Genomic DNA, 26,910 nt, shown 5'->3' on the forward strand with positions numbered 1-26,910 from the left:
CTTCCACCCTTTTCAAAATAATGAATAAGATAGGGTTTGAAAAGTGGCTGCCAGCTTAAAACTTGATTAAAACTAGCGTCGTTACAATCGAAACTAAAACCACGAGGTGTAAACCCTCCTGAATCACTTTCTAAAGCAAATACATGATTTTCACCTTTTTGTTTAGCAAGCTCAGCGTATTTTTTTCCACCGCGTAAACCGTTTTCTTCATTCATAAATAAAACAACTCTAATGCTTCTTTTTGGTTTAATACCAGATTCCTTTAATAATCTAAGAACATCCATAGATTGTACTACACCGGCCCCATCATCGTGAGAACCATCCCCCAAATCCCATGAATCTAAATGCCCACCAACAATCATATATTCGTTCGGGAATTCACTTCCTGTGATTTCCCCAACAACATTATAAGATTGTACATCTTTAAGTTGCTTACAATTCTGCTTAAAGTAAAATTTAATAGACTTATCCAATTTTAACATGGTACTTAATAACTCTGCATCGTTGGTGCTAATTGCAGCTGAAGGAATCCGTCTATCCACAGGTAAATTATCATACGTCATACTTCCTGTATGCGGTAAGTCGTCCATTCGTAAATTCATAGAACGCACAATAACACCCACAGCTCCATATTTTATGGCTTCAACCGCACCTTTATAACGTTGGTTTACACAACCTCCATAGGCTTCAAAGGTGAGAATTAAATCGGCTTGCATTGGGCGGTTATAAAATACAATTTTACCTTCAATGTTTTCTGGACCAAGTGCTTCCAAATCCTCGAAGTTCTTTACCTCAACAACTTCTGCTTTTAAACCTAAAGCTGGAGTAGCTATTGAACCTCCTAGAGCACAAATATTAACGTTAGTGGTTTTTCCCGGAGTACTTTCTATAAAAGCAAATTCTTGTGCCCCTCTAACCCATTTAGGTACCATAACCGGTTGTAACCAAACCTTATCTAAACCAAGTTTTTCCATTTCTTCTTTGGTGTATGCCACTGCACGTTCTGCTCCTAGAGAGCCTGATAATCTGCTACCAATTTGGTTTGATAAATGGTTTAACCAATCGTAACTTTTACCATTGGTTAAAGATTGTTTGTAAATCGTTTTTATAACCTCTGCATCAGTTTGAGCATTAATGCTTACAATAGATATTACTGAAACAAAAAGTAGAATTGATTTTAAAATTTTCATAGAATATTTTTATGCTTAAAGATACTATTTCTTAAAAGTTGTGTATTAAACTGAAACTTAAATTTGTGTTAATACCTTGAGGCATTTGCGTTAACGATTGAACCTAGCGACTGCGCTCAACACGGGTTAAATATTTGAAATCCTTTTTGATTTTTCGCAAAAAAATTGAGTAGTGAAAGCGTGTTAAAAAGCCCAAAAACTATTCGTTATTAAGTTGTTGTTTATATAATTCAATATTCGCTTTAATGTCGTCATCCAATTCTGGTTCTTTAATATCGGTGTATGCACTTAAGGCATCGAACATGGTTTTTGCGACCAAATATCTTGCTGAAGGTTTATCATCGGCAGGAATGGTGTACCATGGCGCATGTGGTTTAGATGTTCTGTTAATGGCATCTTCATAATAGGTTTGGTATTTATCCCACAGTTTACGCTCTTTTAAATCGCCAGGTGAGAATTTCCAGTTTTTTTCTTGTTTTCGCAAACGACGTAATAATCTGTTTTTCTGTTCTTGTTTTGACAGATTTAAATAGAATTTAAAAATGATAGTTCCGCTTTCAGCTAGGTGTTTCTCAAAATTGTTTATCTGATCGAAACGTTTATTCCAAAAAGCCTCATTAATATCATCTACGGAATGAACATCTGGAATATTTTCACCCATAATATATCCCGGGTGCACACGAGTTACCAATACATTTTCGTAGTGCGTTCTATTAAAAACTCCAAACTTTCCGCGAGAAGGCAGTACTATGTAATGACGCCATAAATAATCGTGCTTCAATTCTAATTCTGTAGGCACTTTAAAACTATGAACTTCAACTCCTCTGGCGTTAAAATCTTTAAACACTTCGCGAATTAAACTGTCTTTTCCAGAAGTATCCATACCCTGAAGGCATACTAAAACGGCATATTTTCCGTGAGCATATAAGGTGTCTTGAAGTTTTCCTAATTGCTTCCTAACCTTTTTAAGTTCTTTTTCGGCGTCGTTTATAACAACTTTTGTTTTCGAATTTTTTAAAGATATGTTTGAAGTTACTTTATAGTCATTCATAGTCGGTATTTTATCTGGATTAAATATATAAAAAATGCTATTGATTTTATCATGCTTAACATTAATTGTTTCTATTTGAAATCGATATTTGTATTTTTTTAAAGTTGTTCCTTTGTTATTATATTTTGAATTATGAATAAGACTGTTATTATACAAGGAAGCTCTAGAAGCGGAGGTGATACTAATAAAATTGTTAATTACATGGCATCAAAAAACACCATTGATGTTATTGACTTACACAACAAGAATATTGGACATTATGATTATGAGTATAAAAATAAAGATGATGATTTTATAGAGTTAATCACCAATATTATAAAAACATATGATACCATAATCTTCGCTACTCCTATCTATTGGTATAGTATGAGTGGTGTACTAAAAGTGTTTTTTGATAGAATTTCTGATATACTCCGAATACATAAAGATACTGGGCGTCAATTACGAGGAAAAAACATGGCCATGATTAGCACGAGTAATCATGATGATTTAATAGATGGATTTAATATGCCTTTTGTTGAATCTGCTAAGTATTTAGGAATGAATTATTTGGGAGATATTCATACTTATATTAAAAATGACACATTAAATGAGAAAATAAAATTAAGAATAGATGATTTTATTAAACATATCAAAGATATAGTCTAAAAAGTATGATTCTAAATCATACTGAGCTTGTCGAAATATTTTAAATTGATGATTATCAACATCATTTTCGACACGCTCAACATTATAAATTAAATATAAAAGCCTTTTTAAACAGCCTTTTTGTATTATTTAGATGCAAATAGTTTTACATCTTGTACGCTCACTTCAATGCCTCCAAGGATAATCAAGCGTTCTATCACGTTACGGAGTTCTCTAATATTTCCCGTCCAATCATACTCTTGAAGCAATTTTATAGCCTTATCCGAAAAAACTTTTTTAGCAGTTCCTTGTTCGTTTGCTATTTTTTCCGAGAAATGACTTACTAATAACGGAATGTCATCTCGTCTCTCATTCAACGCTGGAACTTTAATTAAAATTACAGCCAGCCTGTGATATAAATCTTCACGAAATCTACCTTCTTCAATTTCCTTTTTTAAATCCTTATTTGTTGCTGCTACAACACGAACATCAACTTTAATATCTCTATCGCTACCAACACGCTGAACTCTACTTTCTTGTAATGCACGTAAAACTTTAGCTTGAGCTGATAAGCTCATGTCTCCTATTTCATCCAGAAAAAGAGTACCTCCGTTGGCAGCTTCGAACTTTCCTGCTCTGTCTTTATTAGCACTTGTAAAGGCACCTTTTACATGTCCGAATAACTCACTTTCAATTAATTCACTTGGTATTGCCGCACAATTTACTTCAATTAAATTACCTTTTGCACGTGCACTCTTTTCGTGTAACCAATGTGCTACTAACTCTTTACCTGTTCCATTTGGTCCAGTAATTAAAACACGAGCGTCGGTTGGAGCTACTTTATCAATGATATCTTTAATTTGTGAAATAGCGTCGCTTTCACCAATCATCTCATATTTTTTACTAACCTTTTTCTTAAGAATTTTGTTTTCTACAACCAATTCTTTTCTATCTAAAGCATTTCTAACGGTATTTAGTAATCTATTTAAATCTGGTGGTTTTGAGATATAATCAAAAGCTCCTAAACGCATAGTATTTACAGCGGTATCTAAATCGCCATGACCAGAAATCATAACTATTGGTATTTCAGGTTTAATTTTTTTGACAGCTTCTAAGACTTCAACGCCATCCATTTTTGGCATTTTTATGTCACAAAGTATTAAATCAAAATCTTCGTTTTTTATTTTTTCTATACCTAATAAACCATCTTCAGCTTCATCTACTTTATAGGCTTCATTTTCTTCTGAAAGAATTTTTACAAGCACACGTCTAATCGCTGCCTCATCCTCTATTACTAATATTTTTGACATACTTAAATTTTAAATTTTAATCCAGTTCTTAAATAAAATGTATTTAAATCACTTAATTTAAGAATTTCATCTTTGCTTTTATTACGTAAAACGTTATTTAATCTTAGTGTATAACCCGTGTACATATAAGCTACTAAATGTTTAGTAAAGCAATATTCATACCCAAATCCTCCAATGGCTACAGATAATGAAATATGATCTATATTTTGTCCATTTATTACGACCGCGTTTTGCAGGTGAGCCAAGTAACCGTCTAGTCCAACAAAAGCTTGCAAGTTATTTCGCTTATTAAACGTATATTTCAAATTAGACTTTGGTATTCCCGCATTAAAACTCCATTTTTCATTAATTCTCCTATAATAACTAACAAATGGGAGCGGAAACGGCAAGCCTACAGTTGCATTATATGTTAATCCTATAATTAAACGGTAGGATCGTTTTAAACTTTCATCTTTGGTTCTGTCATTTATTAAAAAGACCCCTCCATTCAAAAAATAATCATCTGCGCTTAAAGATTTAGTAAGTGTTGAGGCTATTCTAGGATTAAATTTTACTCCCAATCGCCACTTTTCATTCCATTTAAAAGTATAACCAATGTTTAAATCTATGATATGAATTCTATCTAAAACCGATGTATCAAATGGATAATTCTCTTCTAAATTCAGAAAAATTCTATTATACTCTGCTCCAATTATAAAATAAGCATCATTCTTAACTTCTATAGGATAATTTAAAAGTGCTCGCAATCTCGTATACTGATCTTCAGATTTACTTTGAGGAATAAATGAATATTCTAACCTCGCTATATCTGTGAGTTGCGCAATTGAAAATTGAAAAACAAAAAAGAAACATAATACCACTACATATCTAGTTTCCTTTCTTATTCTTTGATTCATTCCCCGATTAATTTTAAATTTACTTTGGCTTTTGAATAATATGGATATCTCTTTGTGGGAATGGTATACTAATGTTGTTTTCTCTAAATAGTCTATCTATTTCAAAACGTAAATCACTTTTAGGAATGGCTCCCTGAAAACTATCATTTAAAGTGAAAACTAGTTTAAACTCTAAAGCACTATCGCCAAAATTTGTAAAGAACACATATGCGGCTGGTTGCTTTAAAATCAATTCATGATTATTTGCAGCTTCTAAAAGTAGTTTTTTAACCAATTGCACATCACTACCATAAGCAACACCAACTACAACCGATTCGCGAGTTGTTGAACCATTCTGAGTCCAATTATATAAACTATTAGTAAGATATAAATGGTGCGGAATAATGAGCACCTTGTTATCTATAGTTACGGCTCTTGTAGTTCTTAATTTTATCTCATCTACGCGACCAACTTTACCATCAATCTCAACAATATCGCCTACATGAATCGTTTGATCTAATAAAATTAACACCCCAGCAATAATATCTTGGAATAAGGTTTGTAATGCTAAACCAACACCAATTAATAGTGCCGCAGATGCCGCAAACACGGCAGTTACATTAACACCAATACCATTAAAGGTTATTAGTAATATAATTAGATAAATTATCCATTTACCATAACCAAATAATATTTTAAACTTGGCTTTATCTTCATTTGGCAATCGTCTTGTTAGTACTCTTCTAAATACATTTAGAACAAAAGACGTAACCATAATAACTATAATAACTAGCAATATTCCTTTTACTGAAATACTAATATCATTAGTAAGATTGAAAGTATAATTAAGTATACTCTTTAACTTTTCCATATTAATACTTTATCCATTTAATCAATTCTTTATAACTTGGTTTCTTCCCATACATCAAAATTCCAACACGATATATTTTTGCAGCAAACCAAACCGTAAACATAAATGAAGCAACTAGTATTAATAAAGATAAAACTTGCTGCCAAATTGGAACACCAAAAGGAATTCGCATAAGCATAACTACTGGTGATGTTAATGGTATAAACGAAAATACGGTTGAAACAGTTCCGTGTGGGTCTTCAATAACTGTAAATATACCAATATAAACCGCTAAAACAAGAGGCATAATTATGGGCAACATAAATTGTTGTGTATCCGTTTCATTATCAACTGCTGCACCAATAGCGGCATATAACGAACTATACAATAAATAACCACCAATAAAAAACAAAATAAATGCTATAATTAAATTGGTTAATGGCAAATTATAAAACGCTGCGACCATATTTTGAAGTTGAAGATTTACTTCAGGATTCTCCATAGCTTGCTCCAACACCTGTTGTTGTGGTGTTTCCATTTGAGCCATATCAATGCCTAGAATTAAAGAAGCCACCGTCATTAAAACACTACCTAAAATAATCCAAATTACAAACTGTGTAATACCAGCTAAAGATGTTCCAATAATCTTTCCTAGCATTAATTGCATTGGTTTTACTGAAGAAATAATAACTTCTATAATTCTACTTGTTTTTTCTTCAATTACACTTCGCATAATCATGTTTCCATATATAATTATGAACATAAATAACAGATACCCTGCTGCACCTCCAAAAATAAGTTTAACAATACTATCAACTTTTGATGTCTTTTCGCCTTCAAAACTTTCTTGATTAATTTCTATATTAACTCTAGAAGCCTTTAACTTTTCAACATCAATACCTTCTCTAATTCTATTCTGAAGTGTTAGTTCTGACTGAATTTCACTTTCTAAATTTGAAATTAAAGTTAGTGACGGCGACTCTTCTGAGTAGAAAGTCAGATCTTTTGATGTTAGTTTTCCTTCTGTAATATCATCAATATGCAATAATCCATATCCTTTTGTTTCTAGAACTAGCATTTTTGCATCCTCAACCGACATTCCTTCAAGGATATTATAAGATGTATTTCCTGAGTTTTTAAAAACATCTTTTACCAGCCCAGATTCATCTAAAATAGACACCACTCTAATTTTGTCATTATTTAGTTGAGATAAGTAGGCAACAAATGCAATAAGTGCTATAAATATGAGAGGACTCAAGAACGTCATCATAATAAACGATTTATTTTTAACCTTAGTTAAATATTCACGTTTTATAATAAGTGGTAAATGGTTCATAAAGTTAGTTGTTATTAACGGCTTGAATAAAAATATCGTTAACACTAGGTATAAGTTCTACAAAATGAGACACTTCTCCTTTATCAGTTAGATAGCTCAATAAATCATTTGGTTTTTCACCTTGCTGAAGTTTAATATTGAGCTTTAACTCATCTTCCAACGTTCTAAAATTGGCTTTAGAAACATTAAATTTTTCAGACAATTCTTTTTCTAACAAGGCACGATTGTAAGGCCTTATACCTACCTCGTATGTATTAATTTTGTATTGACGTTTTATGTCTAACAATTTTCCTTCTAATATTTTATTTGATTTATGTATCAAAGCAATATCATCACACAATTCTTCAACCGATTCCATTCTATGAGTAGAAAATATAACTGTTGCTCCGTTTTCACGTAATCGTAAAATTTCGTCCTTTATTAAATTCGCATTTATAGGGTCGAAGCCAGAAAATGGTTCGTCAAAAATTAATAATTTAGGTTCATGAAGTACCGTAACTACAAATTGTATTTTTTGCGCCATCCCTTTTGAAAGCTCTTGGATTTTTTTGTTCCACCAGTCGCCAATCTCTAAACGCTCAAACCAGTATTTCAATCGCGTTTTAGCTTCAGCTTTACTTAACCCTTTTAACTGTGCTAGGTATATGGCTTGTTCACCAACTTTCATTGATTTATACAAACCGCGTTCTTCTGGCAAGTAGCCAATATCCTTAACATGCTTTTGGCTAAGTGCTTCTCCGTCTAAAATTACTGAACCTGAATCTGGCATAGTTATTTGATTAACAACTCTTATCAGTGTCGTTTTTCCTGCGCCGTTAGGCCCTAATAAACCAAATATACTGCCTCTAGGTATTGTAATTGATACATCATTTAAAGCTTTAAAATCTCCAAAGTACTTGGAAACATTATTGACTTCAAGTAAGTTATTCATATTAAATTTTTAATTGACTAATAAAAAGGTAAATATATTAAATGTTGTGTTACCAAATAAACATTAAAATGATTGATGTTTATAGTAATAATTTTGATTCAAATAATTAGATATTTTTTTAAAGAGAAAAAGTGATCTCGGAATAAATTCGATATTAATTCAACTTACAATTTTCAGTACGACTTAAAGTCTTCTGAAAATTGAGTTTCATTAAAAAAACAAAACCCACCCCTAATAAAATTAAGGATGGGAAAAAAATTGCTATGAAAAAGAAAAATTATCACTAAACTAAATTAGTGATATTCAAATATAGTTTTTTTTTCAATACTATTAGCAAAACTATTAAATATCTTCTCTTTTTTCGTAAAAAAAATCCACTTAAAAAAGCGGATTTTAAAATTTAAAAAGATGCTAGTAATATAAATTTACAAGCTTAAATATAGTCGTTTTACTAAGAGAACATATCTTTTACTTTCTCAAAAAATGATTTATCTGAACTTTCTGGTTTGGGTGCGAAATGCTCATCATCTTCCATAGACTCAAAAAATTCCTTTTGTTGCTTATTTAGTGTTTTTGGGGTCCAAACATTTACATGGACTAACAAATCTCCCTTACCATAACCATTAATACTCGGGATCCCTTTTCCGCGTAGGCGCAAAATTTTACCAGATTGTACACCAGCTTCTACTTTTATACGCACTTTACCTGTTACGGTATCAATTTCTTTTGATGTTCCTAGAACAGCATCAGGGAAACTTACATATAAATCGTAATGTAAATTATCGCCTTCACGCTGTAGTTTTTCGTGTGTTTCTTCTTCAATAACAACAATTAAATCTCCAGAAATTCCATTTCCGGGAGCTTCGTTACCTTTTCCAGACACCTTAAGCTGCATGCCATCAACAACGCCTGCTGGTATTTTTATAGATACCGTTTCTTCAGCAACTTTTAATCCTTGTGCATCGGCATCATTAGGTTTTTTATCAATAGTTTGTCCTGCACCACCACATACATTACAAGGTGCAGACGTTTGCATTCTTCCCAAAATAGTATTTGCAATACGTGTTACTTGCCCACTACCGTTACACGTAGAACACGTTTTATAAGTAGTACCTGGTGCTTGAACTTTACGTTTTACTTTTACTTTTTTCTCAACGCCCAGAGCAATTTCTTCTAAAGTAAGTTTGACACGAATACGCAGATTACTACCCTTCACACGACGTTGACCACCGCCACCGCCAAAACCAGAGAAGCCACCGCCACCGCCGCCAAAGATATCACCAAACTGACTGAATATATCATCCATATTCATACCGCCGCCGCCAAAGCCGCCACCGCCACCACCATTCTCAAATGCTTGGTGACCATATTGATCATAACGTGCTTTTTTATTGTCGTCACTTAATACTTCGTATGCTTCAGCTGCTTCTTTAAATTTAGCCTCTGCTCCTGTATCATCTGGATTCTTATCAGGATGGAATTCAATAGCTTTCTTTCTGTAAGCCTTTTTAATTTCAGCAGCACCTGCCCCTTTATTAATACCTAATATTTCGTAATAATCTCTTTTAGCCATGTCTTAATTTTATTGCCCAATAACTACTTTTGGAAAACGAATCACTTTTTCTCCTAAAAGATATCCTTTTTCAACTATGTCGATAATTTTTCCTTTCAAATCATCACTAGGTGCCGGTATTTGAGTAATAGCCTCGTGGTTGTCAGCATTAAAAGTATCACCTTTTTTAACTTCCATAAGCTTCAACCCTTTGTGCTCCAATGTTTTTATCAATTTCTGATAAATTAACAACACACCTTTACGCAACTCTTCAGCTTCTTTATCTTCATCAATGTGGGCTAATGCGCGCTCAAAATCATCAAGAACAGGCAGTAAGGTTTTCATAACATCCTCACTAGCGGTTGAAAACAATTCTATACGCTCTTTTGCTGTGCGCCTTTTATAATTTTCAAACTCTGCAAATAATCGTAAAAACTTATCTTTTTCTTGCTTTATTTCAGTCTCAAGTTTTTCCTCCTTCGTCTGTTCTTCTAAAACTTGCTCTTGAGCTTCATTAGCTTCTGCTTGAGTTGATTCCACTTGCTCGTTTTCTATATCTTTTTTACTCATGGTAAATTCAATTTTTTCAATCTTAAATTTAGTTGGCAAAAGTACTGCCAATATTATGAAATTGTCATAATGTCATTAAAATAATTTTAATTTTTTTTGATAGTGAATGTCTAATTTCGTAACAGAAACACTAAAATATTTTAAAATGAAAAAGAATTTTGCAACAATCTTATTTATTACTGCTTTAATTAGTTCTGTTACATCATGTAAAGACAAAGCAAAAGAAGCTGCGACTAAAGCTGCTGAAGAAGTTGAAGAAATAGTAAATTCTGATATTTATGCATTGAATAAAGATGGATCAACCATTGAATGGAAAGGATTTAAGCCTACAGGGTCTCATAACGGAACTATTTCTATCGAGCGCGGGGTACTAGATCTTGCCGATGGAAAAATTATTGGTGTTTCATTCCTAATTGATATGACTTCTATCGCTGTTACAGATATTCCTGCTGATGATGAATGCAATGCTAAACTTGCTGGTCGTTTAACCAGTGCTGACTTTTTTGACGTTGAGAAATACCCAAGTGCTAGTTTTACTGTGACTGGTTTAGAAGACGATGATGGAAAAATGACGCTTTCTGGTAATCTATCACTTAAAGAAGTGAAAAATAATGTTACCTTTCCTGTAACAGTAAGCAATGAAAATGACGTTATTACTGTTAGCAGTGAAGCTTTTACTATTGATAGAACAAAATGGAACGTACAATATGGTTCAAAATCAATTTTTGATAATTTAGGTGATAAATTTATAAATGATGATATTGAATTAAAAATTATGGTTAAGGCTGCTAAGTCGTAATTAAAAAATTAATCTTTTTTCAAAACCACTTTGTATAAGCAGAGTGGCTTTTTGATTCTATAGAAACTTGAGTTTGAAAGAAACAAAGAAATTACCCCAACAAATTATTCAAAGCAGGTTCCAAATAATTAAACTTAAAAAGAAATCCTTCATCAGCTATTTTTTTAGAACTCACCCTCTGGCTTTCAAATAATAAAATATGCATCTCGCCTAAAACCAGTTTCATAAAAAACTTGGGGATATTTGGCATAAAAAGTGGCTTATGCAAAACACTTGCAGCAGTTTTTGTTAATTCGCTGTTAGAAGTGGGATTTGGAGCAACACCGTCATAAACTCCCTTTAAATTATTTTGCAACACATGCAAAAATAGATTTGCTAAATCTTGAATATGAATCCATGATTGCCATTGTTTTCCATTACCAAAAGCGGCTCCTAAACCAAATTTTATGGGTTTAACTATTTCCATTAGTGCGCCGCCTTTATTTGAGAGCACCAAACCAATTCTAATTTTTGAAACGGTAATATTTAATTTTAAAAATTCATCTGAAGCCTGTTCCCAAACTGAAACGACTTGTCCTAAAAAAGATGAACTAATTTCGTTGTGAGATTCGTCATAATAATTAATTAATGAATCTGGATAAATTCCAATAGCACTTGCTGAAACAACTTGTTTTACTGTGTGAGTTGACTCCCTTAAAGTACTTACTAATAACGCTGTAGTTTCGGTTCTACTGGATAAAATTTCTTTTTTGTAGCTCGGTGTCCAGCGTTTTGAAACTGTAGCTCCAGCTAAATGAACAATAGCAACAACCTCTTTAAAACAATCTGCATCAATTTCCTTTGCTTTCGGGTTCCAGTAAAAACCTTTATAATTTTCTTCTTGAACAATCTTGGATTTACTGGTTGTTAAGTAGTTTACTTTTATGTATTTTTCATGACAAAGCTTCACCATTTCCTGACCAATCAGTCCTGTTGCACCCGTTATTAAAACTCGCATTTTATTTTTTTTATAAAGTTACAAAATGACTTAGGTGTTTACTAAGTTTTTATATTAGGTTTAACAGAAATTCTTTGTTCCGAATTATTGATTGAAAGCAGCAAATCATTATGATAAACAGATTGCCAAAATTCGACTGCGCCCATTACAAGCTGAATCACTCTGTAGTGACAATTAAAAATCTACTTTGTCGCTCGTAACATTTAACTCCAAAATTATTTTATTTGAGTCGTTGAATGTCACGCTTCTTTGCAAGCGCGTAACATTTCTCGTTTGCCTGGAGGACCAGGAAGCCTTTCAACAGTAAAACCAGCAGCTTGCATAGCCCTTCGAACACTACCTTTTGCTGAATAGGTAACTAAAATACCTTTAGTTTTTAAAGCCTTATACATGATTTTAAATACACTTTCTGTCCAAAGTTCCGGTTGTACTCGAGCTCCAAAAGCATCAAAATAAATGATATTATAAGCTTCTGTATCATCGATTTCAGAAAAAAATTGCTTTCTTTTTATTAAAGTGAAACCATCACATATTTGATGTTTCTCTTCCCAAGATACATTATGAATGGCTTTAAAGAGCTTCGCTCTGTTTCCTGCATTAAGCGTTTGAGTATAATTCAATGCATTAATTTCATCTGCTAAAACAGGATACCCTTCAACTCCCGTATAATCAATGTTTGATTTTAGTTTTTCGGTTTCTAAAAGCGTTATAAACGTATTTAAACCAGTGCCGAAACCTATTTCTAAAATGGATACTTCAGAAACCGTTTTATAAGATTCTGAAACACCTTCAGAACTAATAAAATGATATAAGCCATGCATTATAAACACATGATACGCTTCTTGAATGGCGCCATGTTTAGAATGGTATTGCTCATCCCATTCTGGAATATGAATGGTTGAGGAACCATCGGCCGTAATAATAATTTCCCGTTTCATGTGAGCATTCTATTTTTTAATTACGCCACATGTAATACCAATAATGACAGTAATTAAGTAAAAAATCATAAGTAGGATGTTTGACTTATTTGACAACTAAAACACCATCAGCCTCAAATGAATATGTTCTTTTGGGTACTGTAATACTAGCTATTTCTTCAGCGGATTTTCCGGCATCCTCAGCGTAATGTCTTTGTTCATCAATTGACACTTCTTCCACAAAAGCTTGTCCATTTATAATCACCTTTTTTCCTGTAATATCTTTTGGAACAAAAAAACCATAATCTTTAAATTTCACCATAACTTCATTCTCATCATCTAAATTTAAACGCATCCAACATCCTTTTGCTTGACAAACCTCATGCACTTCTGCTATTATTTTTGAGTTTATACTGTCTCCAGCCTTCATAATTTTATAATGTGCTGCCATAGAACTTGCACTAACGGCATCATCAGCAATAATTTCTTTGCCAAATGAGGCATATTCTATTTTTTCAACTTTTACTGGATTTACAACGGCATCTTGACTTTTATTTTTGCAAGAATTTAACATTAAAATACAGATAATTGCTAAGGTAATTGACTTCATGGTACAAATATTTCAATTTTAAATGATTTATGTAAATATACCGCTTTTTTAAAAACGTTTTTCTTTAAATTTGTATCACTTAATTACAAGACTTATGAATACTATAATCAACGATATAGAGATTATAAAGGCTAAAACCTCAAAAATCAACGACGTAGATTTTGAGAATTTAAAATTCGGACATGATTTTTCTGATCACATGTTAGAATGCAATTATAAAGATGGTAAATGGCAAGCTCCAAAAGTGATGCCTTACCAACCTGTAGTTTTAGATCCGTCGGCTAAAATTTTTCATTACGGCCAATCTGTTTTTGAAGGCATGAAAGCTTATAAAGATGTTGATGAAAATGTCTGGTTATTTCGTCCATTAGATAATTTTAAACGTTTGAATATTTCTTCAAAACGTTTAGCTATTCCTGAATTACCAGAAAGTTACTTTATGGATGGTTTAAAAGCGTTGTTAGAAATTGACAAAGATTGGATTCCTAAAAAAGATGGAAGTTCTTTATACATCAGGCCATTTATATTTGCGTCTGGAAATGGCTTTCATGCGTCTCCTGCTGATGAATATAAATTCATAATATGTACAGCACCTTCTGGAGCCTATTTCGCTGGAGAAGTGCGAGTTTTAATAGAAGAAAAATATTCACGTTCTGCAAATGGTGGTGTTGGTTTTGCTAAAGCTGGTGGTAATTATGCAGGACAATTCTACCCCACACAATTAGCTATAGAAAAAGGCTATCAACAAGTGATTTGGACAGATGACAATACACATGAATATATTGAGGAAGCAGGTGCAATGAATATCTTTATTCGTATAAATGATACTTTGATTACTGGACCAACTAGTGACAGAATTCTAGATGGTATTACTCGTAAAAGTATTATTGAATTGGCTAAATCGGAAAACATCCCTGTCGAAGTTAGAAAGATAAGTGTTGCTGAAGTTGTTGAAGCGGCTAAAAATGGTTCCTTAAAAGAAATGTTTGGCGCCGGAACAGCAGCTGTAATATCTCCTATTGCCGGATTTGGTTTTAAAGATAGTGACTACGAGTTACCAAAATTAGATGACACATATGCTAGCTTTTTGAAAAAGCGCATTACAGATATACAAACCAATAAAGTTGAAGACCCATTTGGTTGGCGATATGCAGTGAAATAATGAAATAAAAAAAACAGCCAAATGGCTGCTTTTTTTATTTATCTAAAATAGATTGAATATTCGGTTTAAAATAATTTGGTCCTTTTAGCACTTTACCATCTTCACGGTAAATAGGCTGTCCATCCGCACCAAGTTTACTCATATTACTGCGCTGTATTTCTTCAAACACTTCTTCAATTTTGTGTTGCATACCATGTTCAATAATAGTTCCGCATAAAATATAAAGCATGTCTCCTAGTGCATCGGCAACTTCAACCAAATCATTGTTATTAGCAGCATCAAGGTATTCTTCATTTTCTTCACGCATTAATTTGTAACGCAACATGTTTTTAGCTAAACCTAAATCCGCTTTAGGTGCTTCTCTGTGTCCTATTTTAAATGCAGTATGAAATGCTTTTACAGCTTCTATTTTATTCTTCATAAATATCTATTTTTTCATTTCCTAGCTAAGTACTGAACTTGTTTCAGTAAAGAGAGAAATCTTTTAAGGGTTTTCATTAAGTTTGCATAAAAGTAACTATATGTTTAGTAAAGGTCAAATCATTTTCGGAATTATCTTCTTTATTGTCTTTGCGATTATAATTGCTTACACCTACCGTAAAGATTACAAACTCCACAAACGTTTTTACAGCGGTAGTATTTGGGTATTAATGGCCTTCATTTTTTTTATCCTATTTATTGCTGCTATTAAGTTTTTCTTTAAGTAATATTTTTATTTTACCGTTTCCTTTTATAAATGAACTAACTATTTATTTTTTAATATTCATATTTTAACGCTTAATCATCAATCTGCCTAGGTGCTTTTTAAATTAAATTTATTAAACACGTTTTATTTTGAAAACTTATATTTAGGTATATCTCTTTTTAAAATAAAAGTTAAAATAAAAGTTAAAAACAAAACTAAACAAAACGCATCACTACGCAACAAGCTAAAAAAACAACCGTTATTCGATAAAATTTTCGACCAAAAACATAAATATCCCCAAAAGTGGGTATTTTTTTATTCGTTTAGTTGACCTAAATTGTAAAAGTTACTCAAAACAAATAAATGTTAGCTGTAAAAGAAATTTTAAAAACCAAAAATACTATAAAATTGAAGGTCGCGCGATATCAGAAGAAGAAATCTTATACTATTATTGAAGCAGTAAAAGGTATTACAAGACATAAGGAAGCTGTAAACGCTCCCATTTTCTTTTTCAATCTAGTAGATATAAAAAAAACCCAGAACAACATTAATACTTTAAAAGAAAGAACATTGTTACTTATACAATACATTGGTAACGTTGAAAAGTCTAAACATATAATAAAAAAAGTAAACTTAAGCACACTTACCATAGACACTCATAGAAAAAATATTCAAAAAAAACAGGGTTAATTGGTGCGGGAAAGCTCATGGAATATGATATTCTAGATAACTTAAGAGGTAATAACCGGAAGTATAGACTAATAAAACATTTTTTTACGCAACCTTTTTTAAAAAACTGCATCTAGTAAATAAGTAATCTTTCTAAAAATGAATATTTTATTAATTATAAGTACTCTCATTGTTGTTAATATACTACTATTGGTGTTTAGTGTAAATAAAAAAACGGATCCTTAAATATATTATTTTGACGATATTTTGGTATTTTTTAAATGTATTAATAAATCCAAATATTTAAAATATCATGTAAATATTTCTAATTATTATTTTTCAAATTACTCTGAACAGTCTTCTTTTCTTTTTTAGTGTAAATAAAAAAACAAAACCCTAATTTAAGATTCTGCTTTTTTTTTATCACTTTCTTTAAATTTTAATTTACTTCTGGCAAGAAACTATAATGCATACTATAATTTAACATTTGACTAGAGAATGTTTCTGGCTGTGTAACTTTCACACTGGTTATTTCACCCTCTTTATCTTTTTCTGCCACTAAAACAGGATTTACAAAACCACTATAAGGTGCCGAATTAAATTGCTTATTTCTGTCTAAAACCTCAGCATGAATTTCTTGATCTACTTTTACGCCATATCCCTCAACTAAAGCTTCAACAGCAGCATAATCACCTTCAGATTTTATACGTTGAGTCTCACGCAATAATTGACCAAATAAATCATGTAATTTTTCATAATCAATTATGTTAAAATAAGTTTTTCCATCGCGTGTTACTTTTTCTATAACATGATCTGCTTTTCCTTTTTCAAACGCCCAAGCCGAAACCCATTGTCTGTTGCGCATGTGTGCTTCTTCAACATTATCACCTAAATTTAGTCGTATTAATTGGGTCATCAAACCATTTCTAATATATCCATCGTAAGCAGCCATCCCAATTGCTTTCCAATCATTTACTAATCCTAGTTCTTGTAATTTAGGATTGTATAAATAATAAAGTCCAACTAAATCTGCACGACCTTCTTCAAGTGTTGATGCATAGTTTTTTAGCGTTTCTTTGGTCTCTCCTACTCCAGGATTTAATTGCCCCGAGGCATGACCGATAACCTCGTGTAATGCCGTATGTAATTTGTCTGCTAATTGCCCATGTTCTTCTTCTAGTTTTAATTCTTCCTCATCATGTACAAACTCCTTTAAACGACCAGTACTACTTGCATTATTATAAGCGTGAGTGATATTACCTAAGGATACAGATTTACTACCAACTTCAGCACGAATCCAGTTAGCATTTGGTAAATTCACACCAATTGGCGTACTTGGTGATGCATCTCCAGCTTCACCTCCTACATTTACAACTTTGTATGTTACGCCAACAACATTTTTCTTTTTATGGGCGTCCATTAAAGGGGAATTATTTTCAAACCATTGTGCGTTATCTGATACAACTTTCATTTTTTGAGACATATCAAAATCATTAATCTGCACAATAGTTTCATAAGACCCGCTATACCCTAAAGGATCATTATAAACTTCAATAAAACTATTTATATAATCAATATTACCATCGGTAGCAGCTGTCCAAGCCACATTATAATCATCCCAAGTTTGTAAATCGCCTGTTTTATAATAATCAATTAACAAACCTAATGCATCACCTTGGGCGTCATTTTCAGCAACACCTTTTGCTAATTCTAACCATTTTATAATTTCGTCAATAGCTTCACCATATAATCCTCCGGATTTATAAACACGTTCTTTTAAAACACCATTTTCTTTTACTAATTGCGAGTTTAAGCCATATGATAAAGGCTTTTTAGGATTTGGTGATTTCTTCGTTTTATAAAATATCTCAACATCCTTATTAGTAACATTTGGTCCATAAAAATTTATGGCAGACAGTGCCACATTATCTACAGCTTTGGCTTGATTAACCTTTTTCGAATCTTGATTATTAAATATAACTTGAAATGCTTCCCCATCAAAAGTGGTATTAGTCGCAGCTAGTAATTGTTTTAAATAATCAGAAGAAAATTCTGGTTTTATTTTATCGTTTGAATAATGATGATGAATCCCATTACTAAACCAAATCCGTTTTAAATATGTTTCGAATTCCCCCCAACTATCAGAAGATTTATCACCTTCATAATTTGTGTAAACATTTTCTAATGCTTTTCTAATTTTTAGATTGTGTCTGTAATTTTGATCCCACATAATATCTCTTCCAGACAAACCTGCCTGAACAAGATAATAAACCAGCTTTTGTTCTTTTAAAGTAAGTTTTTCCCAACCAGGTATTTGATATCTTAATACTTTGATATCAGCAAATTGCTCTAAATTATAATTAAATGAAATGGTTTCATTTGATGCCATATCATCATTATTATTCTCGGACTTCTCATTACCACACGATAATAACATAGTGGTAATTAACATTAAATTTAAAATTGATGTAAATTTCATTGTATTAAATTATATTTAAATTATTGAACAAAAAAATGGTAAAAAGAACCTTACGATTATTGATTTTATTACAAAACAAACTTTTATCTATCGATAATTGAATCTGAACACAACAAATGTAATAATTTATTAATCGAAAATTAAAAATGATTATCTTTGATATGTATAATTTCAAAATAAAAAAATGAAAGCTCTCAAATACATTTCATTCTTATTACTTATCGTTATTATTGGAATGTCTATTTATATTGCTATTCAGCCTAACGAATTTGAAGTTAGTAGAACAAGGACAATAAATACACCTGCTGCAGTGCTTTATGATAATGTTATAGATTTTAAAAATTGGGAAGCTTGGTCCTCTTGGGCAGAAGCAGACCCAGACATGAAAATCACACTTTCAGAACAAACTAAAGGCGTTGATGGCACGTATTCTTGGGAAGATAAAGATGGTATAGGTACTATGACAACTATTGAAGCTGTGCCAAACAAATCTATACAACAGCAAATGCAATTCACAGAGTTAACTTCAGATATTACATGGATTTTTAAACAAAATAAAGATGGCTCAACAGATGCCACGTGGACTATTTCTGGCAAAGATTTACCTTTTGGTTTTAAAGCTTATACTACTGTAATGGGAGGTATGGAAAAACAAATTGCACCGCATTATGAGCGCAGTTTAGAAAAATTAGATAGTATTGTTGTTGAAAGCATGAAGAAGTATAGTATAACCGTAAATGGTATTAGACAGCACGGTGGTGGCTACTATATTTATAATACAACGTCTTGCAAAATATCTGATTTGACAAATAAAATGCAAGAAATGATGTCTAAAGTTGGTATGTATGCCAAGAACAATAATATTAAAATGGCGGGAGCTCCTTTTATAAATTACCATAAATGGGATGAAGAGAATAACGCAGTAATGTTTTCATTCTGTTTACCTACAACTGAAAAAGTAATTTCTTCTGAGCCTGATATTTTAACAGGGCAATTAAAACCATTTAAAGCTATTAAAACTACTTTAAAAGGTGATTATAGTAATTTGAAAGAAGCTTGGGAAATAGCATCAAAATACATAAAAGACACAAATTTAGAAGAGTTGTATAATTCATCAGCTCTTGAAGTATATCAAACAGATCCTATGAATACACCAAATCCTGCCAATTGGATTACCGAAATATATATTGCCGTAAAATAATGAAACAACTTCTATTGGTTTTTGTTGGCGGTGGTTTTGGTAGTGTTTTACGCTATGCTATTGGAAAATATTTAAACAGTGCAGAAACAGGTATTCCTTACGGTACATTTGCTGCCAATATTTTAGGCAGTTTGCTTATTGGTATTATACTCGGTTTAGCTGCTAAAAATGATACCCTCTCTCAAAATCAAACCTTGCTTTTAGCTACTGGTTTTTGCGGTGGCTTTACAACCTTTTCTACATTTGCTTACGAAAACCATATGTTTTTAAAATCTGGTGATTTTACAAGTTTTGCGGTATATACCATTGCAAGTTTTGTAATTGGATTTTTAGCTGTTTTTGCTGGGATGTACTTGGTGAAATAATCACTTGACTTTGTAGAAATTTTCAACTAACTTCGTTTAACATGTACTCCAAAAGCCTTAACACCAGCTTCAATTCTAGTTTTTAAATAATTTTTTCTAGGTACAATTGGGCAAGAATATTTATCATTATAGGCACAGTAAGGATTATAGGCTGTATTAAAATCAATTTCCATAGTATCACTTTCCGGGATTCTTAAATCAATGTAGCGTCCACCACCATAACTTTCAAGTCCATTAGTTTCATCTAAAAAAGGTAAAAACAAATAGTTTTCAAAACCTTCTTTTTCTATTAAATCCTGATTTTGGTAAATATTCAATTTAAATAATTCACCCTTTAAATTAAAAGTTAATTCACCGTATTTTACATAAATAGGTTCTCGGTCTGTTGTGGTTTTCATTTTAAAAGTCTTCTCATTCGGAGTCCTTTTAAAATTCGCTTTCACTATAAAAGTAGAATCAAACTTAAAAAAATCTAAGCCTTCAAAGTTTTTCCTATCCCTATCTTTTAATGGGGATTTAGTGGCATCTCTATAATCTGCATTAAGCTCTCTTTGAAATTCAGTATCACCTTTAATAGCCCGTTTTTTTTCAGAACAACTCAATAACAATATTAAAAGAGCACATAAAACAAATAGGTTTCTCATTAGTTTTGAGGATTAAATGAGGGCGTTATATTAGTTTGATAAGATTGCATTAAATCATTAGAAAAGTTATTAAACGTAGCTTCATCTGTAAATGATTTAATTTTATCAGGGTCAAAATTCCCTTGTAAATAATAGGCAGTAGTTTCAGTTTCTGTACTATTAAAAATTATCACATCGGTTACTACTGCTCCTAATTCTCGTACTGATATAATACGTGTATTGTCCGATTCATTTTTTCTAAATATATCTGTAAACCCACTCTTAGTTACTGCGCTCATTTCAGCAATAAGATTTTGACGTCTTAAGACATCTATTTTTTCAAACTTTATATATTTAAAATCTGAAATATTACCAATAGCATGTTTTACTTCTGGCGAAATATTGCTTAAAACGGCTTTCATAAAATTGGGCACTTGAAATGATGTCGCACCCATATCTGCCTTATGGTTATTGTAAAAACTCTGAAAGCTACCACCGCAGGAAATTAGCAAAAATCCTAAACTTATTACTAAAACTATTTTCTTCATTTTAAAAATTATTATTGTAAAAATACAAGTTAAATTTATTTTACATAGATTTGAACTTGAAAAGAAGTAAAAATGCATAATAGTGTCACTATTTATAAAAAGCCATTTAACTCTTGTTATAAGACAGGAAGTTGGGCTCGTTATATATTTTGGTGATGTTTATATAAAATATTACAGTATATAAAAAGTCCGACTTCACAGTCGGACTTTTTATTTTTAGTCAAATAACGGCTTCCAATAAAAATTAAAACGTGAATAATTAGAACTAATGAACCATTCATAAAGTAAATATTTATTACCAACTATAATACTATATGAATGCAACATGTGACATTTAAAAAAATAAAACGAAACCACATGAAAACACTATTTAACAATTACTTAAACACTTTTAAAGGACTTTCTAAAGAAGTATGGTGGCTTGCTTTAATTACACTTATAAATAGAGCAGGAACCATGGTTATTCCTTTCTTATCTTTATATCTTACTGAAGACTTGGAGTTTTCGTTGAGTAATGTAGGTACCTTGATGGTATGTTTCGGGTTGGGATCCGTAGTTGGTTCTTGGCTTGGTGGAAAATTAACAGACAGTATAGGTTATTACAAAGTAATGGTAAGAAGCCTTTTAAGTACCGGTATATTATTTATAGGCTTACAATTTTTAAATACATTTTATGCTTTGTGTTTAGGCATTTTTTTGGTCATGCTTGTTGCCGATATGTTTCGTCCAGCAATGTTTGTAGCATTAAGTGCTTATAGCAAACCAGAAAACAAAACACGTAGCGTAACACTTATTAGATTAGCTATAAATTTAGGATTTTCAGCAGGTCCAGCTGTTGGTGGAATAATTATTACAACTTTAGGTTATACCGGTTTATTTTGGTTAGATGGTATTACATGTATACTTGCGACAATAGTTTTGATTATGGTTTTAAACCCAAAAAAATCGATAGTATTGGATGATATTATTTTGACTAATCCTGATTCGGCTTATAAAGACAAAGCATTTACAATCTTTTTGATTGCCATGTTTTTATTCGGAATTATCTTTTTACAATACTTTTCGACATTGCCAATATATTACAGAGAAGTGCATGTGTTAACAGAGATAGAAATAGGATTATTATTAGGTGCCAATGGATTTTTCATTTTCTTGTTAGAAATGCCTCTAATTAAATGGTTGGAAAATAGTAGATTTTCTAAAACAGACCTCATGATATTTGGTGCTGTATTAACCGCATCAAGTTTTATCATTTTAAATATTACAACTTGGTCTGGAATATTGATTATTGGTATGTTTTTAATGACTATTGGAGAAATGATAGCCTTTCCGTTTTCAAATGCATTTGCTATGGAACGCGCTAAAAAAGGAAACCAAGGTGAATATATGGCATTGTATTCTATCGCTTTTTCTATGGCTCACATATTTGGACACAAGGCTGGTATGCAAATGGTTGATGGCTGGGGATTTGATAATACTTGGTACATGATAACTATTATAGGTGGTTTCTGTGTGCTTTTATTACTTATTTTAAAAAGCCATTTAAGTTTAAGAAAGCAATTAGATTAAAATAATTGAACTAGCTTTAAATACAGAAAAAGAATATTAAATGTCTAGTAATGAATTTAAACCAAATCACTATTCCATCTTTTAATCTTGAAAAATCTGTTGAGTTTTATAAATCCTTGGGATTGCATATTAATGTAGATGTAATCCCAAATTATGCAAGGTTTTGAATGGCCTAATGGAGATGCTACATTTTCAATTCATAAAGTAGATGAATTACCAAACGGTGCTGGTGTCACTATTTATTTTGAATAAGAACACCGAATGAATGGGTTTCTAAACTTCAGGAAAAAGGTATTAAATTTAATCAGTTAGCTGAAGATAAACCATGGTTATGGCGAGAGGCACATTTAAAAGAACCACATAGAAATAGTATCATTTTGTATTATGCAGATAAGAATAGAAAAAATCCGTTTTGGCAAATTCATTAAACACACTATTATTTTATTGGAACAACCTCTTTCTGTTTTACAACTCTCGATAAAACAATTTGTGTTTTTGATTCTCCATAACTAATTAATTGATCTATGAAAGCTTCAAGATGATTTTGATTTTTTAAAACTACTTCCATAACGATATTTTCATCACCAGTAATTCTGTAACAATTAATTACCTCATCATAGGTTTTTACCTTATCTAAAAAGGGTTTTAGTTTTCCCATGAAGGCTCTTAAAGTTATTATTGCTTTTAGTTGATAACCTATTTCAAAAGGCGATACAATAGTTTTGTAGCCTTCTATAATGCCAAGATCTTCCATCTTTTTAATACGTTCCGAAACGGCTGGTGAACTTATCCCTACTCGCCTACCAATTTCTGCATTAGATAGTCTTGCATTTTTCTGTAAACACTCTAAAATTTTACTATTAATCGAATCTAAATTCATTTAAAGGAGAATTAACTAAAAATAATTAAATTTTAAGGCAAATATACGTTTTTACTTTAAAATCTAAAGTTAAATCTCATTTGTTGTGAGTAATTTTGATAAACTTGCTGAAATAAATAGAACATGTTACACAATACCCCACTAAATCTATCGGAATTACCGGTTTATCAAAAGGCATTAGAGATTTTTGCCTTATCTCAAAACATATCTACGTACTTAAATAACGACTTATCTAATTTAAAATTAGATGGTTCTGAGGATAATGATATTTATTTTTCTGGAGATATTATTCAGCAATCTGTATCGTTAGTTCCTGAAATTATGAATGCTGAACTGGAGCGTTACTCAGAAAAAAAGCATAAACATATTGATTCTCTTAAGCGACTAACGAATAAGCTCTACAAAAACTCTTATAGATTAGAACGCTCAAATAGCAATGGAAAAGATTTTTTACCAATTCTAAGAAGTGAATTGAAAAAATTCAAAAAGCTTCAGAGCTCCTGGATGCTGACTTTATAATACTTTTTAAACTAGATATTTTAGTAAATTATCACCCCAACCTTCTTGCAATACATTGATACCATATTATGAAGTTACCACTCGTAAGTGTATCAAAATAAACTTAAAAATAGGTGCTTAACAAATTAAGCAAAGTAATCTCAAGGGACTTTAAATTAAAGCTATACAGAAAAACAGTCCATAAAGATTCCGATTTAGAGCCTGGGATAAGCGATTCACACACTTTTTCTGAAAAAGAAAAAGAGGTTCTTAGTACACTTTGCTTTCATTTTATGGATCCCGAGTCTTGGCTCGGGATAAGCGATTCACACGCTTTTTCTGAGAAAGAAAAAGAGGTTCTCTGCTTACATGTTTCTTCTATACTGTCCTCCTACTTCGAACAACGCATTTGTAATTTGCCCTAATGAACAAACTTTACAAACCTCCATTAATGATTCGAAAATATTTTCATTGCTAACTGCTCTATCCTTAAGATCTTTGAGTAGTGCCTCAATATCATTTGATTTATGAAGATTTTCTAAAGTCTTAATTTGAAATTCTTTTTCTTCTTCGGTAGCTCTAATAACTTCCGCAGGTAAAACTGTAGGTGACCCTTTACTACTTAAAAATGTATTCACGCCTATAATAGGGAATTCTCCATTATGCTTTAATGTTTCATAATACAAACTCTCTTCTTGAATTTTAGAACGCTGATACATGGTTTCCATAGCACCTAAAACACCTCCTCGTTCTGTAATTCTATCAAATTCTAATAAAACAGCGGCTTCTACTAAATCTGTTAATTCTTCAATAATGAATGAGCCTTGAATTGGGTTTTCATTTTTAGCCAAACCTAATTCTTTATTTATTATAAGCTGAATGGCCATGGCACGTCTTACAGATTCCTCAGTAGGCGTAGTTATTGCTTCATCATAAGCATTAGTGTGTAATGAGTTACAGTTATCATAAATAGCATATAATGCCTGAAGTGTCGTTCGAATATCATTAAAATCTATTTCTTGAGCATGCAAACTTCTACCCGAGGTTTGAATATGGTATTTAAGCATTTGTGCTCGCGCATTAGCACCATATTTATGTTTTAATGCTTTTGCCCAAATTTTACGTGCTACACGACCAATAACTGCATATTCCGGATCTATACCATTTGAGAAAAAGAAAGATAAGTTTGGTCCGAATTTATTGATATCCATACCTCTACTCAAATAATATTCCACGTAAGTGAAACCATTTGACAATGTCAAGGCTATTTGTGTAATAGGGTTTGCTCCAGCTTCTGCTATATGATAACCAGAAATAGACACTGAATAAAAATTACGCACATTATTTTCTATAAAATATTCTTGAACATCGCCCATTAAACGTAAAGCAAATTCCGTAGAAAAAATACAGGTATTTTGTGCTTGGTCTTCTTTTAAAATATCTGCTTGAACCGTTCCTCTAACTTGTGCAATTGTGTTCTTTTTAATTTCTGAATATATAGCTTCAGTCAATACTTGGTCTCCTGTTACTCCCAAGAGCATTAAGCCTAAACCATTATTTCCCTCTGGTAAATTACCATTGTATTTAGGACGTTCTTTACCTATATAAATCTCGGTTATTTTAGCTTCAACCTCTTTTTCTAAACTATTTTCTTTAATATAAATTTCACATTGTTGATCGATGGCCGCATTCATAAAAAACCCAAGTAGCATTGGAGCTGGTCCATTAATAGTCATACTTACAGAGGTCATTACATCTGCTAAATTAAAACCTGAATAGAGCTTTTTAGCATCATCTAGACAACAAATAGACACCCCTGCATTTCCAATTTTCCCATAAATATCTGGACGATAATCAGGGTCGTTACCGTATAGTGTTACACTATCAAAAGCAGTAGATAAACGTTTTGCTGGCAAACCGGCACTAACATAATGAAATCGTTTATTTGTACGTTCTGGTCCACCTTCGCCTGCAAACATACGTGCAGGGTCTTCACCTGTTCTTTTAAATGGATATAATCCAGATGTATAAGGAAACTCTCCAGGAACATTTTCTTGTAAACACCATCTTAAAATATCTCCCCAACCTTGATATTTTGGAAGTGCCACTTTAGGAATCTGAGTATGTGATAAGGATTCAGTATGAGTTTCTATTTTAATTTCTTTATCTCTAACCTTGAAGGAATAAATAGGGTTCTTGTATTTATCTACTTTTTCATTCCAACCTAGAATTATCTCCCAATTATATGGGTCTAGGCCAAGCTTAACTCTATCAAATTCTCCCACTAAAAGCCTAATGAAATCTTTATTTTCAAAGGACTCAACTGATTCAGAATCAATACCTGATTTATCTAGTTTTGGTAAATTACCAATAACCGATTCTAATGTTCTATATATTCCATAAAGCTTTTGAGTAACTTCAACTTGTTCATCAGCCTTTTTATCATATGCTCTATTACTTTCAGCTATTTCAGATAAATAACGTGTTCTAGACGGCGGAATAACAAAAATCTTTTCACTCATTTCATTCGAAATGGTGAACGTTGATTTTAAATCTGAATCTATTTTTTCAACCAATTTATCCATTATCGCTTTATAAAGCGTGTTCATTCCTGGA

General features: G+C 31.8%; 26 protein-coding genes. 8 read left to right on the forward strand and 18 right to left on the reverse strand.

The window, feature by feature from the left end:
• Both QZ260_RS01280 and QZ260_RS01285 read right to left on the reverse strand, forming a co-directional pair.
• Positions 1–1,190 (reverse strand): M20/M25/M40 family metallo-hydrolase (locus QZ260_RS01280; protein WP_295981860.1); only part of this gene is annotated, 1,190 nt, incomplete at its 3' end.
• Positions 1,191–1,389: 199 nt separating this feature from the next.
• The gene (locus tag QZ260_RS01285) at positions 1,390–2,241 is read right to left on the reverse strand and encodes a PPK2 family polyphosphate kinase (RefSeq protein WP_295981861.1); all 852 of its coding nucleotides are present in this window, start codon (positions 2,239–2,241) and stop codon (positions 1,390–1,392) included.
• Between the two features lie 132 nt (positions 2,242–2,373).
• On the opposite strand from QZ260_RS01285, the gene QZ260_RS01290 reads away from it, so the two are divergent.
• Entirely contained in the window at positions 2,374–2,889 is a 516-nt protein-coding gene (locus QZ260_RS01290; RefSeq protein WP_295981863.1) for an NAD(P)H-dependent oxidoreductase, read from the forward strand.
• A gap of 125 nt (positions 2,890–3,014) precedes the next feature.
• On the opposite strand, the gene QZ260_RS01295 is transcribed toward QZ260_RS01290, so the two are convergent.
• The 7 genes from QZ260_RS01295 to QZ260_RS01325 form a co-directional block, all read right to left on the reverse strand.
• Complete coding sequence (locus QZ260_RS01295) at positions 3,015–4,178, reverse strand: sigma-54 dependent transcriptional regulator (RefSeq protein WP_295981866.1); 1,164 nt, start codon at positions 4,176–4,178, stop codon at positions 3,015–3,017.
• A 2-nt stretch (positions 4,179–4,180) separates the two neighbouring features.
• The gene (locus QZ260_RS01300) at positions 4,181–5,074 is read right to left on the reverse strand and encodes a DUF6268 family outer membrane beta-barrel protein (protein ID WP_295981867.1); all 894 of its coding nucleotides are present in this window, start codon (positions 5,072–5,074) and stop codon (positions 4,181–4,183) included.
• 19 nt (positions 5,075–5,093) lie between these two features.
• Positions 5,094–5,924: a mechanosensitive ion channel domain-containing protein gene (locus tag QZ260_RS01305; protein ID WP_295981869.1), complete on the reverse strand. Its 831-nt coding sequence runs from the start codon at positions 5,922–5,924 to the stop codon at positions 5,094–5,096.
• Position 5,925: 1 nt separating this feature from the next.
• On the reverse strand, positions 5,926–7,239 hold the full coding sequence (locus QZ260_RS01310; RefSeq protein ID WP_295981871.1) for an ABC transporter permease: 1,314 nt from the start codon (positions 7,237–7,239) through the stop codon (positions 5,926–5,928).
• Between the two features lie 4 nt (positions 7,240–7,243).
• Complete coding sequence (locus QZ260_RS01315) at positions 7,244–8,170, reverse strand: ABC transporter ATP-binding protein (protein WP_295981872.1); 927 nt, start codon at positions 8,168–8,170, stop codon at positions 7,244–7,246.
• Between the two features lie 451 nt (positions 8,171–8,621).
• Positions 8,622–9,743 (reverse strand): molecular chaperone DnaJ, encoded by a 1,122-nt coding sequence (gene dnaJ, locus QZ260_RS01320; RefSeq protein ID WP_295981874.1) that lies wholly within the window; start codon positions 9,741–9,743, stop codon positions 8,622–8,624.
• 9 nt (positions 9,744–9,752) lie between these two features.
• On the reverse strand, positions 9,753–10,292 hold the full coding sequence (locus QZ260_RS01325) for a nucleotide exchange factor GrpE (RefSeq protein ID WP_295981875.1): 540 nt from the start codon (positions 10,290–10,292) through the stop codon (positions 9,753–9,755).
• Positions 10,293–10,437: 145 nt separating this feature from the next.
• Here QZ260_RS01325 and QZ260_RS01330 point away from each other — a divergent pair, with 145 nt between their 5' ends.
• Positions 10,438–11,091, forward strand: a complete 654-nt coding sequence (locus QZ260_RS01330) for a YceI family protein (RefSeq protein ID WP_295981877.1) — start codon at positions 10,438–10,440, stop codon at positions 11,089–11,091.
• Between the two features lie 91 nt (positions 11,092–11,182).
• On the opposite strand, the gene QZ260_RS01335 is transcribed toward QZ260_RS01330, so the two are convergent.
• The 3 genes from QZ260_RS01335 to QZ260_RS01345 all read right to left on the reverse strand — a co-directional run bounded on the left by QZ260_RS01335 (position 11,183) and on the right by QZ260_RS01345 (position 13,615).
• The gene (locus tag QZ260_RS01335; RefSeq protein ID WP_295981879.1) at positions 11,183–12,088 is read right to left on the reverse strand and encodes a TIGR01777 family oxidoreductase; all 906 of its coding nucleotides are present in this window, start codon (positions 12,086–12,088) and stop codon (positions 11,183–11,185) included.
• A gap of 239 nt (positions 12,089–12,327) precedes the next feature.
• Entirely contained in the window at positions 12,328–13,026 is a 699-nt protein-coding gene (mnmD, locus tag QZ260_RS01340) for a tRNA (5-methylaminomethyl-2-thiouridine)(34)-methyltransferase MnmD (RefSeq protein WP_295981881.1), read from the reverse strand.
• Between the two features lie 85 nt (positions 13,027–13,111).
• On the reverse strand, positions 13,112–13,615 hold the full coding sequence (locus QZ260_RS01345) for a DUF4920 domain-containing protein (RefSeq protein WP_295981882.1): 504 nt from the start codon (positions 13,613–13,615) through the stop codon (positions 13,112–13,114).
• A 94-nt stretch (positions 13,616–13,709) separates the two neighbouring features.
• Here QZ260_RS01345 and QZ260_RS01350 point away from each other — a divergent pair, with 94 nt between their 5' ends.
• Positions 13,710–14,777, forward strand: coding sequence for a branched-chain amino acid aminotransferase (locus QZ260_RS01350; RefSeq protein WP_295981884.1), 1,068 nt, complete (start codon positions 13,710–13,712; stop codon positions 14,775–14,777).
• A 34-nt stretch (positions 14,778–14,811) separates the two neighbouring features.
• Here the strand turns inward: QZ260_RS01350 and QZ260_RS01355 are convergent, their stop codons facing one another.
• The gene (locus tag QZ260_RS01355; RefSeq protein ID WP_295981886.1) at positions 14,812–15,198 is read right to left on the reverse strand and encodes a nucleoside triphosphate pyrophosphohydrolase family protein; all 387 of its coding nucleotides are present in this window, start codon (positions 15,196–15,198) and stop codon (positions 14,812–14,814) included.
• 627 nt (positions 15,199–15,825) lie between these two features.
• Between QZ260_RS01355 and QZ260_RS01365 the strand changes: the two genes are divergently transcribed.
• Positions 15,826–16,152: a hypothetical protein gene (locus tag QZ260_RS01365; RefSeq protein WP_295981889.1), complete on the forward strand. Its 327-nt coding sequence runs from the start codon at positions 15,826–15,828 to the stop codon at positions 16,150–16,152.
• 418 nt (positions 16,153–16,570) lie between these two features.
• Here QZ260_RS01365 and QZ260_RS01370 read toward each other — a convergent pair whose 3' ends face one another.
• On the reverse strand, positions 16,571–18,610 hold the full coding sequence (locus QZ260_RS01370; protein ID WP_295981891.1) for a dihydrofolate reductase: 2,040 nt from the start codon (positions 18,608–18,610) through the stop codon (positions 16,571–16,573).
• Positions 18,611–18,794: 184 nt separating this feature from the next.
• Between QZ260_RS01370 and QZ260_RS01375 the strand changes: the two genes are divergently transcribed.
• Together QZ260_RS01375 and crcB are read left to right on the forward strand one after the other, a co-directional pair.
• Positions 18,795–19,811 (forward strand): GyrI-like domain-containing protein, encoded by a 1,017-nt coding sequence (locus QZ260_RS01375; protein ID WP_295981893.1) that lies wholly within the window; start codon positions 18,795–18,797, stop codon positions 19,809–19,811.
• Positions 19,811–20,176 carry a fluoride efflux transporter CrcB gene (crcB, locus tag QZ260_RS01380; RefSeq protein WP_295981894.1) on the forward strand — a complete coding sequence of 122 codons (366 nt, stop codon included), beginning with the start codon at positions 19,811–19,813 and terminating at the stop codon, positions 20,174–20,176. Before QZ260_RS01375 ends, crcB begins: the two co-directional genes overlap by 1 nt.
• Before the next feature lie 26 nt (positions 20,177–20,202).
• Here crcB and QZ260_RS01385 read toward each other — a convergent pair whose 3' ends face one another.
• Entirely contained in the window at positions 20,203–20,820 is a 618-nt protein-coding gene (locus tag QZ260_RS01385; RefSeq protein ID WP_295981896.1) for a DUF1684 domain-containing protein, read from the reverse strand.
• Positions 20,820–21,347, reverse strand: coding sequence for a DUF4252 domain-containing protein (locus QZ260_RS01390; RefSeq protein WP_295981897.1), 528 nt, complete (start codon positions 21,345–21,347; stop codon positions 20,820–20,822). The genes QZ260_RS01385 and QZ260_RS01390 overlap by 1 nt, the downstream gene beginning before the upstream one ends.
• Positions 21,348–21,704: 357 nt before the next feature.
• On the opposite strand from QZ260_RS01390, the gene QZ260_RS01395 reads away from it, so the two are divergent.
• Positions 21,705–22,916, forward strand: a complete 1,212-nt coding sequence (locus QZ260_RS01395; protein WP_295981925.1) for an MFS transporter — start codon at positions 21,705–21,707, stop codon at positions 22,914–22,916.
• A 436-nt stretch (positions 22,917–23,352) separates the two neighbouring features.
• Here the strand turns inward: QZ260_RS01395 and QZ260_RS01405 are convergent, their stop codons facing one another.
• Positions 23,353–23,796 (reverse strand): Lrp/AsnC family transcriptional regulator, encoded by a 444-nt coding sequence (locus QZ260_RS01405; protein WP_295981926.1) that lies wholly within the window; start codon positions 23,794–23,796, stop codon positions 23,353–23,355.
• A 123-nt stretch (positions 23,797–23,919) separates the two neighbouring features.
• Between QZ260_RS01405 and QZ260_RS01410 the strand changes: the two genes are divergently transcribed.
• Positions 23,920–24,315, forward strand: coding sequence for a hypothetical protein (locus QZ260_RS01410; RefSeq protein ID WP_295981927.1), 396 nt, complete (start codon positions 23,920–23,922; stop codon positions 24,313–24,315).
• A gap of 344 nt (positions 24,316–24,659) precedes the next feature.
• Here QZ260_RS01410 and QZ260_RS01415 read toward each other — a convergent pair.
• Positions 24,660–26,910 (reverse strand): methylmalonyl-CoA mutase family protein (locus QZ260_RS01415; protein ID WP_295981928.1); only part of this gene is annotated, 2,251 nt, incomplete at its 5' end.

This window comes from uncultured Algibacter sp., from assembly GCF_905480415.1.
Lineage (GTDB): Bacteria > Bacteroidota > Bacteroidia > Flavobacteriales > Flavobacteriaceae > Algibacter_B.

Excerpts from the sequence above, each read along its gene's own strand:
- QZ260_RS01285 (WP_295981861.1), bottom strand. The coding sequence starts at position 2,241 with ATGAATGACTATAAAGTAACTTCAAACATATCTTTAAAAAATTCGAAA.
- QZ260_RS01290 (WP_295981863.1), top strand. The coding sequence starts at position 2,374 with ATGAATAAGACTGTTATTATACAAGGAAGCTCTAGAAGCGGAGGTGAT.
- QZ260_RS01295 (WP_295981866.1), bottom strand. The coding sequence starts at position 4,178 with ATGTCAAAAATATTAGTAATAGAGGATGAGGCAGCGATTAGACGTGTG.
- QZ260_RS01300 (WP_295981867.1), bottom strand. The coding sequence starts at position 5,074 with ATGAATCAAAGAATAAGAAAGGAAACTAGATATGTAGTGGTATTATGT.
- QZ260_RS01305 (WP_295981869.1), bottom strand. The coding sequence starts at position 5,924 with ATGGAAAAGTTAAAGAGTATACTTAATTATACTTTCAATCTTACTAAT.
- QZ260_RS01310 (WP_295981871.1), bottom strand. The coding sequence starts at position 7,239 with ATGAACCATTTACCACTTATTATAAAACGTGAATATTTAACTAAGGTT.
- QZ260_RS01315 (WP_295981872.1), bottom strand. The coding sequence starts at position 8,170 with ATGAATAACTTACTTGAAGTCAATAATGTTTCCAAGTACTTTGGAGAT.
- dnaJ (WP_295981874.1), bottom strand. The coding sequence starts at position 9,743 with ATGGCTAAAAGAGATTATTACGAAATATTAGGTATTAATAAAGGGGCA.
- QZ260_RS01325 (WP_295981875.1), bottom strand. The coding sequence starts at position 10,292 with ATGAGTAAAAAAGATATAGAAAACGAGCAAGTGGAATCAACTCAAGCA.
- QZ260_RS01330 (WP_295981877.1), top strand. The coding sequence starts at position 10,438 with ATGAAAAAGAATTTTGCAACAATCTTATTTATTACTGCTTTAATTAGT.
- QZ260_RS01335 (WP_295981879.1), bottom strand. The coding sequence starts at position 12,088 with ATGCGAGTTTTAATAACGGGTGCAACAGGACTGATTGGTCAGGAAATG.
- mnmD (WP_295981881.1), bottom strand. The coding sequence starts at position 13,026 with ATGAAACGGGAAATTATTATTACGGCCGATGGTTCCTCAACCATTCAT.
- QZ260_RS01345 (WP_295981882.1), bottom strand. The coding sequence starts at position 13,615 with ATGAAGTCAATTACCTTAGCAATTATCTGTATTTTAATGTTAAATTCT.
- QZ260_RS01350 (WP_295981884.1), top strand. The coding sequence starts at position 13,710 with ATGAATACTATAATCAACGATATAGAGATTATAAAGGCTAAAACCTCA.
- QZ260_RS01355 (WP_295981886.1), bottom strand. The coding sequence starts at position 15,198 with ATGAAGAATAAAATAGAAGCTGTAAAAGCATTTCATACTGCATTTAAA.
- QZ260_RS01365 (WP_295981889.1), top strand. The coding sequence starts at position 15,826 with ATGTTAGCTGTAAAAGAAATTTTAAAAACCAAAAATACTATAAAATTG.
- QZ260_RS01370 (WP_295981891.1), bottom strand. The coding sequence starts at position 18,610 with ATGAAATTTACATCAATTTTAAATTTAATGTTAATTACCACTATGTTA.
- QZ260_RS01375 (WP_295981893.1), top strand. The coding sequence starts at position 18,795 with ATGAAAGCTCTCAAATACATTTCATTCTTATTACTTATCGTTATTATT.
- crcB (WP_295981894.1), top strand. The coding sequence starts at position 19,811 with ATGAAACAACTTCTATTGGTTTTTGTTGGCGGTGGTTTTGGTAGTGTT.
- QZ260_RS01385 (WP_295981896.1), bottom strand. The coding sequence starts at position 20,820 with ATGAGAAACCTATTTGTTTTATGTGCTCTTTTAATATTGTTATTGAGT.
- QZ260_RS01390 (WP_295981897.1), bottom strand. The coding sequence starts at position 21,347 with ATGAAGAAAATAGTTTTAGTAATAAGTTTAGGATTTTTGCTAATTTCC.
- QZ260_RS01395 (WP_295981925.1), top strand. The coding sequence starts at position 21,705 with ATGAAAACACTATTTAACAATTACTTAAACACTTTTAAAGGACTTTCT.
- QZ260_RS01405 (WP_295981926.1), bottom strand. The coding sequence starts at position 23,796 with ATGAATTTAGATTCGATTAATAGTAAAATTTTAGAGTGTTTACAGAAA.
- QZ260_RS01410 (WP_295981927.1), top strand. The coding sequence starts at position 23,920 with ATGTTACACAATACCCCACTAAATCTATCGGAATTACCGGTTTATCAA.